Source organism: Pantoea sp. SO10 (genome assembly GCF_005281435.1).
GTDB lineage: Bacteria > Pseudomonadota > Gammaproteobacteria > Enterobacterales > Enterobacteriaceae > Pantoea > Pantoea leporis.
The window spans coordinates 3,142,355-3,155,649 of sequence record NZ_CP040095.1; the positions used below are offsets into that span (position 1 = coordinate 3,142,355).

13 protein-coding genes are annotated in these 13,295 nt (G+C 55.5%); 9 read left to right on the top strand and 4 right to left on the bottom strand.

The window, feature by feature from the left end; all coding sequences use genetic code 11:
- Window positions 1-9 precede the first annotated feature (9 nt).
- From FCN45_RS14560 to FCN45_RS14575, 4 genes are all read right to left on the bottom strand, one after another.
- The gene (locus tag FCN45_RS14560; protein WP_137386315.1) at window positions 10-429 is read right to left on the bottom strand and encodes a hypothetical protein; all 420 of its coding nucleotides are present in this window, start codon (window positions 427-429) and stop codon (window positions 10-12) included.
- Between the two features lie 84 nt (window positions 430-513).
- On the bottom strand, window positions 514-1,449 hold the full coding sequence (mmuM, locus tag FCN45_RS14565; protein ID WP_137386316.1) for a homocysteine S-methyltransferase: 936 nt from the start codon (window positions 1,447-1,449) through the stop codon (window positions 514-516).
- Window positions 1,439-2,854 (bottom strand): S-methylmethionine permease, encoded by a 1,416-nt coding sequence (gene mmuP / locus FCN45_RS14570; RefSeq protein ID WP_101763440.1) that lies wholly within the window; start codon window positions 2,852-2,854, stop codon window positions 1,439-1,441. The genes mmuM and mmuP overlap by 11 nt, the downstream gene beginning before the upstream one ends.
- A gap of 134 nt (window positions 2,855-2,988) precedes the next feature.
- Window positions 2,989-3,327, bottom strand: a complete 339-nt coding sequence (locus FCN45_RS14575) for a DUF2002 family protein (RefSeq protein WP_008101622.1) — start codon at window positions 3,325-3,327, stop codon at window positions 2,989-2,991.
- Between the two features lie 150 nt (window positions 3,328-3,477).
- On the opposite strand from FCN45_RS14575, the gene FCN45_RS14580 reads away from it, so the two are divergent.
- The 9 genes from FCN45_RS14580 (at window position 3,478) to proX (ending at window position 13,075) form a co-directional block, all read left to right on the top strand.
- Window positions 3,478-3,798 carry a DUF883 family protein gene (locus FCN45_RS14580; protein WP_008101623.1) on the top strand — a complete coding sequence of 107 codons (321 nt, stop codon included), beginning with the start codon at window positions 3,478-3,480 and terminating at the stop codon, window positions 3,796-3,798.
- A 289-nt stretch (window positions 3,799-4,087) separates the two neighbouring features.
- Window positions 4,088-5,023 (top strand): IS110 family transposase, encoded by a 936-nt coding sequence (locus tag FCN45_RS14585; RefSeq protein WP_137385699.1) that lies wholly within the window; start codon window positions 4,088-4,090, stop codon window positions 5,021-5,023.
- A gap of 403 nt (window positions 5,024-5,426) precedes the next feature.
- On the top strand, window positions 5,427-5,669 hold the full coding sequence (nrdH, locus tag FCN45_RS14590) for a glutaredoxin-like protein NrdH (RefSeq protein ID WP_137386317.1): 243 nt from the start codon (window positions 5,427-5,429) through the stop codon (window positions 5,667-5,669).
- A gap of 3 nt (window positions 5,670-5,672) precedes the next feature.
- Window positions 5,673-6,077 (top strand): class Ib ribonucleoside-diphosphate reductase assembly flavoprotein NrdI, encoded by a 405-nt coding sequence (gene nrdI / locus FCN45_RS14595; RefSeq protein ID WP_061718050.1) that lies wholly within the window; start codon window positions 5,673-5,675, stop codon window positions 6,075-6,077.
- Window positions 6,056-8,194: a class 1b ribonucleoside-diphosphate reductase subunit alpha gene (gene nrdE, locus FCN45_RS14600; RefSeq protein ID WP_101763438.1), complete on the top strand. Its 2,139-nt coding sequence runs from the start codon at window positions 6,056-6,058 to the stop codon at window positions 8,192-8,194. The genes nrdI and nrdE overlap by 22 nt, the downstream gene beginning before the upstream one ends.
- Before the next feature lie 8 nt (window positions 8,195-8,202).
- The gene (gene nrdF, locus FCN45_RS14605) at window positions 8,203-9,162 is read left to right on the top strand and encodes a class 1b ribonucleoside-diphosphate reductase subunit beta (protein WP_036647504.1); all 960 of its coding nucleotides are present in this window, start codon (window positions 8,203-8,205) and stop codon (window positions 9,160-9,162) included.
- Window positions 9,163-9,644: 482 nt separating this feature from the next.
- Window positions 9,645-10,835 carry a glycine betaine/L-proline ABC transporter ATP-binding protein ProV gene (gene proV, locus FCN45_RS14610; protein WP_137386318.1) on the top strand — a complete coding sequence of 397 codons (1,191 nt, stop codon included), beginning with the start codon at window positions 9,645-9,647 and terminating at the stop codon, window positions 10,833-10,835.
- Window positions 10,836-10,837: 2 nt separating this feature from the next.
- Window positions 10,838-12,016 (top strand): glycine betaine/L-proline ABC transporter permease ProW, encoded by a 1,179-nt coding sequence (gene proW, locus FCN45_RS14615; RefSeq protein ID WP_137386319.1) that lies wholly within the window; start codon window positions 10,838-10,840, stop codon window positions 12,014-12,016.
- Window positions 12,017-12,079: 63 nt separating this feature from the next.
- A complete protein-coding gene (proX, locus tag FCN45_RS14620; RefSeq protein WP_137386320.1) occupies window positions 12,080-13,075 on the top strand; it encodes a glycine betaine/L-proline ABC transporter substrate-binding protein ProX in 996 nt (331 codons plus the stop codon).
- The last annotated feature ends 220 nt before the right edge of the window (window positions 13,076-13,295 follow it).

Consider the following 13,295-nt stretch of genomic DNA (forward strand, 5'->3'; position numbering starts at 1 on the left):
CAACACTCCTCAACCCCGCGCGCCGACGACGTTCAGCTTCGGCTGCGGATGTTCTGGTTTGAGTTCGTACATGCCGCCGTAGAAGGGATCGACCAGCAGCCAGCCGGGGAAGCCCAACAGCGGAATATTGCCCAGCAAATACCACAGATTGGCATTGGCCTCGATCGGCAAGGTTAGCGGCACGTAGCCCGGACTCTCCAGCATCACCTGATAGTGCTTCTTACCAAAGTAATTCCCGGTCGATTTCGCCAGCTCGACGGTTTGCGGCGTATAGCCCTGCGCCACCGCGCGGCCGGTCTCATCCTGCACGGTGAAACGCGCGCCTTGCGGCAGGGAGTCGATTTTCACCGGTTGCGTTTCAGTGCCGACAATGGTGGCGCAGCCGCTCAGCAGCAGCGCACAGGCAGGAAAAAGAGGTCGCAGGTTCATAGCAGGTCCGCTTCAGCATCAGATAGGACAGTGTAAACTGCCCTTCTGTTCTTAATCGCGCTATCACTGATGATTTTCTGCGCTTTATTGCGGTTGACAACAGGCAGCGATCGCCGCGATATCCTGCGGCGTGGTTCGGCAGCAGCCGCCAATCAGACGTGCGCCCGCCTGCTGCCATTCGGCGAATTTGTCATGTAGCGTGCAGCCCGACGGCGCGGAGTGCCAGGTTTTGCTGCTGGCATCGTACTGCTCGCCGGAGTTCGGATAGACCAGCAGCGGCTTATCACACAGCGCCTGGAAGCGGCGCAGAGCGGGCGTTACGCTCTCCAGCGCCACGCAGTTGATGCCAACCGCCACCACCTGCGGTGCCGCATGCACCAGCTCAGCCACTTTACTCAACGGCGTGCCGTCGCTGATGTGTTCGGCATCGCGCAGGGTAAAGGAGAACCACGCGCTGCTGGCAGGGAATTCAGCCAGTAAACTCACCAGCGCCTGCGCTTCGGTAAAGGACGGCAACGTTTCACAGGCCAGCAGATCGACACCCGCTTCCAGCAACGCCTTCACGCGCGGACGGTGGAACGCTTTCATCTCCTCTTCCGGCAGCGCGTAATCACCGCGATACTCCGCACCATTGGCCAGAAAAGCGCCATACGGCCCGACCGAACCGGCCACCAGCAAGGGCGCGGTGCTGGCGGAAGATGCGCGATAGTCATCACGCGCGCGCTGCGCCAGCTGTACGCTCTGGGTGATCAGTGCCAGCGCCTGCGCTTCATCTAAGCCGCGCGCGGCAAAACCCTGCGGCGTGGCCTGATAGCTGGCGGTGATCGCCACATGCGCGCCGGCAGCAAAGTAGTCGTGATGCACCTGATAAATCAGCTCAGGATTTTCCATCAGCACTTTGGCCGACCACAGCGCATCGGCCAGATTGCAGCCGCGCGCCTCCAGCTCGGTCGCCAGCGCGCCATCCAGAATCAGCGTGTCAGTTTGGGTTAGAGCCTGCGCGACAGGATTACGCGACATCGTTGGCCTCCTCAGCCTTAAGGGATGACTTGCGTCGTTGCGTGACATGGTATGCGGCATAGCAGAACAGCACAAACGGAATGCCGCACCACAGCGCAATACGCTGCGACGGATCGAACGCCAGTCCGACGCACGCCAGCAGGCATAACAGGAAGCCCAGAATCGGCGTCAGCGGATAGAGCGGCGCGCGATACGCCAGCTGTTGTAAGCTGCCGCCCGCCTGCAGATGGCGACGACGGAACACATAGTGCGAGGCGCAGATGCTGAGCCACACCGCCACCACGGCAAAACCGGAAATCGCCGACAGCGCCACAAACACTGTGTCCGGCGCAATCACACTGGAGAACAGCGCCAGCAAGCCGCCAATCATGCTCACGGTCAGCGCCAGCACGGGAATGCCACGACGGTTGACGCGCGCAAAACAGCGCGGCAGCGTCTTCTCATTAGCCAGCGACCACAACATGCGGCCAGAAGCATACAGGCCGGAGTTGGCGGCGGAGAGAATGGCGGTGAGGATCACGAAGTTGAAAATATCCGCCGCGTACGGGATGCCGATCTTTTCAAACACCAGCACAAACGGGCTTTTGACGATCCCGGCCTGATCCATCGGGATCAGCGCCGCCAGCACAAATACCGTGCCGATAAAGAAGATGATCAACCGTGCGACGGTGGTGCGGATCGCCAGCGGCAGCGCTTTTTGTGGCTGCTCGGTTTCACCGGCAGCGATGCCGATCAATTCCGTGCCCGAGAAAGCGAAGTTGACCGCCACCATGGTCATCAGAATCGGCAGCGTGCCGTGCGGCAGCCAGCCGGAAGCGGTGAGATTGTGTAATCCCGGCGCAGCGCTGCCGTCTTTCATCGGGATAAAACCAAAGATCGCACCCGCACCGAGAATGATAAAGGCGATGATGGTGATCACTTTAATGATGGAGAACCAGAATTCACCTTCGGCAAAGAAGCGCGTTGAGACGATATTCAGCAGATAAATAGCGATGCAGAACACCAGACACCATGTCCACACCGGCACGCTTGGGAACCAATACTGCATACAGAACCCGGCGGCGGTCAGGCTGGAACCCAGCGCCACCGTCCAGGTGAGCCAGTAAAGCCAGGCGACGGTATAACCGGTGGCCGGGCTGAGATAGCGCGCGGCATAGACGTGGAACGCGCCGGTTTCCGGCATCGCCACGGCCAGTTCGCCAAGACAGACCATCACCAACCACACCACCAGCGCACCAATCAGATAGGCCAGCAAGGTGCCGGCTGCACCGGTGGTTGAGATGATGTAGCCGGTATTGAAGAACAGCCCGGTTCCGATCACACCGCCCAGCGACAGCATCACCAGATGCCGCACTTTCATGGTGCGCTTAAAGTTTTCCTGTGGAGGCGTATCCTGAGTTTGCATGATATTTATCCGTATGGACGTCTGAACATCTATATGGACACAAGGTTATACGCGTCAGCGTGCGGATTTGCAACGGGGGCAGAAGGAGAGGATTGAGTCAGGGTTTGCGGCCCCGCGTGAAACGGGGCGCAAGTTCAGGCGCCAAATACGCCTTGCAGATAACGCTCAAGCGCAACGCGCGAGCTGAAGCCGTGCGGAATGCCGTAATGCTCCTGCGAATCGCCCATTAAGTAGAGTGGGAATTGCGTGTAGTGATCGCAGGTTTTCATCTCTGAAGCCGGTTCAGCAAAGCTCTGGCTTTTCTCTTTCAGCGTCGGGTGAATGATTAAGGCGGTCCGTCCCATACGCGCTTCGCGATTGACGTACACATAGTTTTCGCCGCGACGATAACCGTAAATTTTTGGCGTTTGGGTATCCATTTCGAAGCCCACTTTCTCAAGTACGCGCGCTACCTCATCTGGTCGTAAATACATGCTTGCTCCTCTCTTCTCACAGCCCCGCAACCTTACAGCAGCAGGATGGCATGGGCATTCGGAATTTTCCCTAAAGCCTGGCACATCCCTGCGTTTAATCACGCTTCGTCTACACTAAGTATTACGTGTTAAATCAAAGGGAGCTAAAAAATGTTTAATCGAAGCGCAAAAAACGATGACATTGATATCAATCAGGATGTAAACGAGCTGGCCGATTCGCTAGAGGCGTTACTTAAATCTTATGGCAGTGAAGCTAAAGACGAAGTTGATAATGCCCGTAGCCAGGCGCAGGCGCTGTTGAAGCAGACGCGTGCCAAACTGAGCGGCGGACAGAGTCGCGTATCGCAAGCGGCACGTGATGCGGGTACGCAGGTTGATGCCTATGTCCATGACAAGCCGTGGCACGGCGTGGGCGTCGGTGCGGCGATAGGCTTAGTGCTTGGCGCGCTACTGGTATCTTCACGCCGATAAGCCTGTGTTCGTTGATGCAATGAGCCTCGCTGATGCGGGGCTTTTTTGTGGGCGCGAGATAGTGCGCGCTTTCCCTCACCCTAACCCTTGTATGTTTAAAGTCATCTTAGTTACCCGCCTCCGGGCGGCTACACTGTCAAAGCGTTGTACCTGACGTTTCAGCCCGTCTGCCCTCTGGGACATCAAGCCCGCGGGAGAGCTTATGGCGGAACGTCAGTTTTTCTCTTAACCCGAACAGCTGCCAGGACCGCTCTGCGAGTCCGTATCTTACAAGGCCGGGAGATGTGAAATGACTGAATACTCTGTAATCGGCATCGACATTGCTAAAGAGACGTTTGACGTTTATATCGATACTTCCTGTACTTATCTGCATCTCGATAATTCACCCGACGGTCATCAGCAACTGCTGAGCGTATTGTCTGCCCTTCGCGTGAAACTTGTGGTTATGGAAGCAACCAGCCGCTATCACTCGCTGCTGGCCGCCACGCTGACGCTGCAGGGCTTTGCCGTTGCTGTAGTCAATCCGCGTCTGGTAAAAAATTTCGCCCGCGCAACGGGAACGCTGCATAAAACCGATCCAAACGACGCGCGCCTCATCTGCGAGTTTGGCCGGCGCATGGAGCCGGAAGTACGCGCCACGCCGGATGAGCAGACACAACGGCTGGCAGGCATGGTGACCCGTCGCAGGCAGTTGGTTGAGAATCGTGCGATGGAAATAAACCGGTATAAAAGCTGTGATGACGTTGCCATATCGGCGAGCCTCAAGCGTCATATTGACTGGCTGAAAGCGGAGATTAAGGATGCGGATGACGATATCGACAGACAGATAAGAACGATGCCGCTGTGGAAAGAGAAGGTTAAGCTTCTGGAAGAGGTAAAGGGAATAGGACCGACGACGATGGCTGTGTTGCTGTCAATGTTGCCGGAACTGGGAGCGCTGAGCCGTCATAAAATCAGTGCGCTGGTCGGCGTGTGCCCTTACGCGCACGACAGCGGAAAAATGAAAGGTAAGCGCTGCATCTGGGGCGGCCGAAGTGCGGTGCGGTCGGTGCTGTATATGGCCACGCTGACGGCGGTGCGTTACAACCCAACAATCAAAGCTTTTTTTGAGCGCCTGACAGGGCGGGGAAAAGTGTTCAAAGTCGCGATAACGGCGTGTGTGAGAAAGCTGATAACCATTTTGAACGCGATGCTGAGGGACAATAAAGAATGGAGGCCGGCGTAGCGGCATCCATTGACTTTAAACACAGCTGCTCTCCCGCAGGCGGGAGAGGGAATGTTTAGGTGGCGTTCAACTGTAACACCTATGCTGGATCGGCGCCTTCTCCCGCTTGCGGGAGAAGGCTGGGATGAGGGCCAAATCGCACAAAATCCAACCAACCTTCCCACTCCATTCCCTTTACAAAAAATTTTTCCGGCCTGGAAGGCGCATGATCTCTGGCCTTAGCGAATATCCGAAGATCATAATCACAAAACCCTATATCTGGTGGGCTTGACCCTTTTACCCACTACATCTAGTATTCAACCCATCAACTAACTACCAAATATCGTCAAGGACGAAGTTCGATGCAAACAGGAATTTGCTTCGTATCTCGCAATCTGACCGCAATCAAAGGGAAATACGAATCATGCGCATTATTATTTACACCAAAGACAACTGTGTCCAGTGCAATGCGACTAAAAATGCCATGGACCGCAAAGGTATCGACTATCAGCTGATCAACCTTGATACCCAACCTGAAGCCATCGACAACCTCAAATCGCTCGGCTACCGCCAGGTGCCAGTGGTGATGACGCAAGACGATCACTGGAGTGGCTTCCGTCCCGACAAAATTGCCAGCCTGGGCCAGCTCGCGGCCGTCGGGGGATAAGCCATGTTTCCACTGGTCTATTTCTCTAGCCAGTCGGAAAACACGCACCGATTCATCACGCGTCTTGGGCTGCCTGCCCGCCGCATTCCGGTTGACGGCAAGCAGCGCCTGCATATTGAACAGCCCTACATTTTAGTGGTGCCGAGCTACGGCGGCGGCAGTTCGCGCGGTGCAGTGCCGAGACAAGTGATTCAATTCCTCAATGATGATGCCAACCGACGCGGGATTCGCGGGGTGATCGCTGCCGGTAACCGCAACTTCGGTGAAGGCTATTGCCTGGCGGGCGACATCATTGCGCAGAAATGTCAGGTTCCCTATCTCTACCGCTTTGAGCTGATGGGAACCCCCGACGATATCGCTAATGTAAAAGCGGGAGTGACCCAATTTTGGCAACGACAGACACCCTAAACAGCTCGCTGACTGATTACCACGCGCTTAACGCGATGCTGAACCTGTATGACGCCGATGGCCGCATCCAGTTCAGTAAAGATCACGAAGCGACGCGCCAGTTCTTCCTGCAGCATGTACAACCCAATACCGTGCAGTTTGCCTCGGCAGGCGAGCGCCTGCGCTATCTGGTGGCCGAAGGCTACTACGAAGCCGAGGTGCTAAATCAGTACGCTTTCGATTTCCTGTGTCAGCTGCACGATGAAGCTGATGCGGCAGGGTTCGCCTTTCACACCTTCCTCGGGGCGTGGAAGTTTTACACTAGCTACACGTTGAAAACCTTCGACGGCAAACGCTATCTGGAAACCTTCGAACAGCGCGCCTGCATGGTGGCGCTGACGCTGGCACGCGGCAATGAAACCTTAGCGCGCGAGCTGCTGGCGGAAATGCTGAGCGGTCGCTTCCAGCCGGCTACGCCAACTTTCCTTAACTGCGGTAAGCAGCAGCGCGGCGAGCTGGTCTCCTGCTTCCTGCTGCGCATCGAAGACAACATGGAATCGATTGGTCGCGCGGTGAACTCGGCGCTGCAACTGTCGAAACGCGGCGGCGGCGTAGCGTTCCTGCTCTCCAATTTGCGTGAATCAGGCGCGCCGATTAAGCGCATTGAGAACCAGTCGTCCGGCGTAATTCCGGTGATGAAGATGCTGGAAGATGCGTTCTCCTACGCTAACCAACTGGGTGCACGTCAGGGCGCAGGTGCGGTGTGGCTGAATGCGCATCACCCGGATATTTTCCGCTTTCTTGATACCAAACGTGAAAACGCCGACGAGAAGATCCGCATCAAAACGCTGTCGCTCGGCGTGGTGATCCCGGATATCACCTTCCAGCTGGCGAAAGAGAATCGCGATATGGCGCTGTTCTCGCCGTACGATGTCGAGCGCATCTACGGCAAAGCCTTTGGTGATATCAGCATCAGCGAGCATTACGATGAGATGCTGGCGGACGATCGCATCACCAAAACCTACATCAAGCCGCGCGATTTCTTCCAGACGCTGGCGGAGATTCAGTTTGAATCGGGCTACCCGTACATCATGTTTGAAGACAGCGTGAACCGCAGCAACCCGATTGCCGGGCGCATCAACATGAGTAATCTCTGTTCCGAGATTTTGCAGGTTAACAGCGCCAGCGAATTCAATGACGATCTTAGCTATCGTCGCGTCGGCAAAGATATCTCCTGCAACCTCGGCTCTCTCAACATTGCGCATGCCATGGATTCGCGCAATCTGGCGCAAACCGTGGAAACCGCCGTGCGTGCACTGACCGCCGTTTCCGAGATGAGTGAGATCAATTCGGTGCCTTCGGTGGCGGAAGGCAATCGCCGCTCGCACGCGATTGGCCTCGGTCAGATGAACCTGCATGGTTATCTGGCGCGCGAAGGCATGGCGTACGGTTCAGAAGAGGCGCTGGATTTCACCAATCTCTACTTCTATTGCGTCACCTATCACGCCGTGCGCACCTCGAATCTGCTGGCGCAGGAGCATCAGAAGAGTTTCGACGGTTTCGCCGAGTCGAAATACGCCAGCGGCAGTTACTTCGATAAATATGTCGAACAGCGCTGGTTGCCGCGCACCGCACGCGTGGCAAAGCTGTTCGCCGATGCCGGACTGACTCTGCCAACGCAGGCCGACTGGCAAGCGCTGCGTGCAGCAGTGATGCAACATGGGCTGTACAACCAGAACCTGCAGGCGATTCCGCCCACCGGTTCGATCTCGTACATCAACCATGCGACCTCCAGCATTCACCCGATTGTGTCGCGCATTGAGATCCGTAAAGAGGGCAAAACTGGCCGCGTCTACTATCCGGCACCGTTTATGACCAACGACAATCTCGACCTCTATCAGGATGCGTACTCCATTGGGCCGGAAGCGATTATTGATACCTACGCCGAAGCCACGCAGCACGTCGATCAAGGCCTGTCGCTGACGCTGTTCTTCCGCGACGACGTCACCACGCGCGATATCAATAAAGCGCAGATCTACGCGTGGAAAAAAGGCATCAAAACGCTCTATTACATTCGTCTGCGCCAGATGGCGCTTCAAGGCACCGAGGTGCAGGGCTGCGTCTCCTGCTCACTGTGATGAAAACTATGCAACTCAAACAAATTCAAGCGATTAACTGGAACCGCATCCAGGACGAAAAAGACCTCGAAGTGTGGAACCGACTGACCAGTAACTTCTGGCTGCCGGAAAAAGTGCCGCTCTCCAACGATTTGCCAGCGTGGCAGTCGCTGGACCACCAGCAACAGCAGCTGACTATTCGGGTGTTTACCGGATTGACGCTGCTCGACACCATCCAGAACGTGATTGGTGCGCCGGGTCTGATGGAAGATGCGATTACGCCACATGAAGAAGCCGTGCTGTCGAACGTCTCCTTTATGGAAGCGGTGCATGCGCGTTCGTACAGTTCGATTTTCTCCACGCTGTGTAACACCGCAGATGTCGATGCGGCGTATCGCTGGAGTGAAGAGAATGAAGCGTTGCAGAACAAGGCGAAGATTGTGCTGGAGCACTATCGCGCCGAGGATCCGCTCAAGAAGAAAATCGCCAGCGTGTTCCTTGAATCGTTCCTGTTCTACTCCGGTTTCTGGCTGCCGATGTATTGGTCGAGCCGTGGCAAGCTGACCAACACCGCAGATCTGATTCGCCTGATCATTCGCGACGAAGCGGTACACGGCTACTACATCGGCTATAAGTACCAAAAGGCGCTGGAAAACGTCGATGCTGGCCGCCGCGAAGAGTTGCAGCAGTTCGCGATTGATTTGCTGCTGGCGCTGTACGAAAACGAAGTGGTGTATACCGAAGCGTTGTACGGTGAAGTCGGTTGGGCGGAAGAGGTGAAAACCTTCCTGCACTACAACGCCAATAAAGCGCTGATGAACCTCGGCTACGAAGCGCTGTTCCCGGCGGAACTGACCGCCGTGAACCCGGCGATTTTGTCCGCGCTGTCGCCCAACGCCGATGAAAACCACGACTTCTTCTCAGGTTCTGGCTCCTCTTATGTAATGGGGAAAGCCGTGGAAACCGAAGACGAAGACTGGAATTTTTAATACGCGTCATAGTTCGCGTTGCCTGGCGGCACCTACTTTTGGCACAGCAGCGTTGACTGCGCCCACTCTTCCCAGTCCCATAGTTCACTATGCTGCTGGGTCGAGTGGGCTTGTCGCCTTGCTGTGACGCGAATTATTTAGCGTATTGATTCAGTGATAATTAATTTTTAAACCAATCTTATTTCCGCTCTTCTCACCCATTTATTTCACTTATATTTCTTCCTTTTGGATTGATTTTCGGCCGCTCTGCACCAGAAACAGTCTGAAACGCACATAAATTCACTTCTCAAATGCAAAAAATTAATCCGCGCGCATCCCTTGTGAGCACTGGCGATTTTAGCGATTGACTGCTGCGCGCGCCGCCGAATATCGCCATTCAGGGTTGTCAGATAATTTCACTATGTTAGGGTATAGGGCGCTTAATTTTAATCAGGACCACAACAAGAAATAGTTAAACATTTAACCGGGAAATTAATTACTGCATGGCAATTAAACTCGAAGTAAAGAATTTATATAAAGTATTTGGGGATAATCCCGAAAAGGCATTTAAGCTGCTCGATAAAGGCGAAAGCAAAGAGAGTATTCTGGCAAAAACCGGCCTCTCTGTTGGCGTCAAAAATGCCAGTCTGGCCATTGAAGAAGGCGAGATCTTCGTCATCATGGGGCTTTCAGGTTCAGGTAAGTCCACCATGGTTCGCCTTCTCAATCGTCTGATCGAGCCCACTCGCGGCCAGGTAATCATAGACGGTGTCGATATTGCCAAAATATCGGAATCGGAACTGCGTGAAGTCCGCAGAAATAAGATCAGTATGGTATTTCAATCCTTCGCGCTGATGCCACACATGACGGTGCTAAATAATGCCGCCTTTGGCATGGAATTAGCCGGCATTCCCTTAGCCGAACGTCAGGAAAAAGCGCTGGAAGCATTGCGTCAGGTTGGCCTGGATAATTACGCCCACTCTTATCCCGATGAACTTTCTGGCGGCATGCGTCAACGCGTTGGATTAGCCCGCGCATTGGCGATTAATCCTGATATTTTATTAATGGATGAAGCTTTCTCAGCACTTGATCCGTTGATTCGTACCGAAATGCAGGATGAACTGGTAAAACTGCAGGCCAAACATCAGCGTACCATTGTATTTATTTCTCACGACCTCGATGAAGCGATGCGTATTGGCGACCGCATTGCCATTATGCAGGGCGGCGAAGTGGTACAGGTCGGCACGCCGGATGAAATCCTCAATAATCCTGCCAATGATTATGTGCGCACCTTCTTCCGCGGCGTCGATATTAGTCACGTGTTTAGCGCCAAAGATATCGCGCGTCGCAGCGCGGGTTCACTGATCCGCAAAGCCGCCGGTTTTGGTCCGCGATCCGCCATCAAGCTGCTGCAGGATGAAGATCGCGAATATGGCTACGTGCTGGAGAAACAGAAGTTTGTTGGCGTGGTGTCCACCGATTCATTGAAAGCCGCGCTGGCGGCCGGTGAAGGGCTGGATAGCGCGCTGCTCGACACGCCCTTAGCGGTTCCTGCCGATACCTCCCTGAACGATCTGCTGTCGCATGTGGCACAAGCGCCCTGCGCCGTGCCGGTAGTCAGCGAAGAGAATCAGTACGTCGGTATCATTTCGAAAAGCATGCTGTTGCGTGCTTTAGACCGTGAAGGAGCCTAATCATGAGCGAACAAACAGCGAATCCGTGGGAAAGCGCCAGCCAAACCACCCAGCAACCTGCCACCACTGATACCAGCCCCGCCGCCAGCAGCAGCGATCCCTGGGCGAGCGGCGGTGCCGCGCCTGCAGATAGCAGCTCCGGCAGCGCCGATGCATGGGGCGATCCCTCCGCCGCCAGCAGCGGTGGCCACGATGCCACCAGCAATGCTGCCAGCAGCAGCGACTGGCTGAGCAGCGCACCCGCTCCCGCGCCGGAACATTTCAACCTCATGGACCCGTTCCATAAAACCTGGATTCCGCTTGATAGCTGGGTGACTGAAGGCATCGATTGGGTGGTCAGCCATTTCCGCCCGGTGTTTCAGGGCATTCGCGTGCCGGTGGATTACATCCTCAGCGCGTTCCAGCAGTTACTGCTCGGCATGCCCGCGCCGGTAGCGATTGTGGTGTTCGCACTGATCGCCTGGCAGATTGCCAGCCCGGCGATGGGCATTGCTACATTGGTCTCGCTGATTGCCATTGGCGCGATTGGTGCCTGGTCGCAGGCGATGGTGACGCTGGCGCTGGTGCTAACCGCCCTGCTGTTCTGCATCATCATCGGCTTGCCGCTCGGCATCTGGCTGGCGCGCAGTGAACGTGCCGCGCGCATTATTCGTCCGCTGCTGGATGCGATGCAGACCACGCCGGCCTTCGTCTATCTGGTGCCGATCGTCATGCTGTTTGGTATCGGCAACGTGCCGGGCGTAGTGGTGACCATTATCTTTGCACTGCCGCCGATTGTGCGCCTCACCATTCTTGGTATTAAGCAGGTACCAGCCGACCTGATTGAAGCGAGTGAATCCTTCGGTGCCAGCCCGCGTCAGATGCTGTTCAAAGTGCAGCTGCCGCTGGCGATGCCGACCATCATGGCTGGCGTAAACCAGACGCTGATGCTGGCGCTGTCGATGGTGGTGATCGCCTCGATGATTGCGGTTGGCGGTCTCGGTCAGATGGTGCTGCGCGGCATTGGTCGCCTGGATATGGGCCTCGCCACCGTCGGCGGCGTGGGCATCGTGATCCTCGCCATTATCCTCGATCGCTTGACGCAGTCGATGGGCCGCGACAGCCGCAGCCGTGGCAGCCGCCACTGGTACAGCACTGGCCCGCTCGGTCTGCTGATGCGCCCTTTCAGTAAAAAAGCCTGATTTCAATGGGCGGTCCGCTGCGGCCGCCCGTCTTCGACGTAACACGTAAAATAAGGAATGACTATGCGCAAGACAGCTCTCATCGCCGCCGTCCTGTCGACGTTCGCCGCGACGCACGTGTCCGCCGCCGACCTGCCCGGTAAAGGCATCACCGTTAAACCGACGCAGAGCACCATCTCTGAAGAGACCTTCCAGACGCTGTTGGTAAGCCGCGCGCTGGAGAAACTCGGCTATACCGTTGAGAAGCCAAGCGAGATTGATTACAACGTGGCGTACACCACCATCGCAGCCGGTGATGCCACCTTTATTGCCACCAACTGGCAACCGCTGCACGACGATATGTATAAAGCCGCGGGCGGCGATGCGAAGTTTTATCGCCAGGGCACTTACGTCGGTGGCGCGGCTCAGGGTTACCTGATCGATAAGAAAACCGCCGAGCAGTATCACATCACCAATATTGAACAGTTGAAAGATCCCAAGATCGCCAAACTGTTTGATACCAATGGTGATGGCAAAGCGGATTTGACCGGCTGTACGCCAGGCTGGGGCTGTGAAGCGGTGATTAATCACCAGATTGATGCCTACAAGCTGAGCAACACCGTGGAGCACAATCAGGGCAACTACTCGGCGATGATCGCCGATACCATCACGCGCTTTAAACAGGGCAAACCGGTGTTCTATTACACCTGGACGCCGTATTGGGTCAGCGACGTGCTGAAGCCAGGTAAAGATGTGGTATGGCTGCAGGTGCCGTTCTCTTCACTGCCGGGCGAGCAGAGCAAAGTCGATACTAAGCTGGCGAACGGGGCTAACTACGGTTTCCCGGTGAACACCATGCACATCGTCGCCAACAAAGTCTGGACCGAGAAAAATCCGGCCGCGGCAAAGCTTTTTGCTGAGATGAAGCTGCCGATTGGCGACATCAACGCCGAGAATGCGGCGATGCATGCGGGCCATGCTTCTGAAGCCGATATCAATGGCCACGTTGATGGCTGGATCAAAGGTCATCAGGCGGAATTCGATAAGTGGATTCAGGACGCACTGGCGGCAGCGAAGTAACGCATTTACATTAGCGTTAGTATTGTAGCGGCGCGATTTATCGCGCCGTTTTTCATGCAATCAATCCACTTCAGGAACTCAGCGCAATAAATTGCGCCGCTACGGCAAATGGCTGCCTCTCCCCTTTTCCTTTCCCCCGATAAGCGAAGCGTGCGCTATAGCGCACTGGTACGTCCTGTTAATTAACACACCATTGAAATAATTTTTTCGGTTACTATTA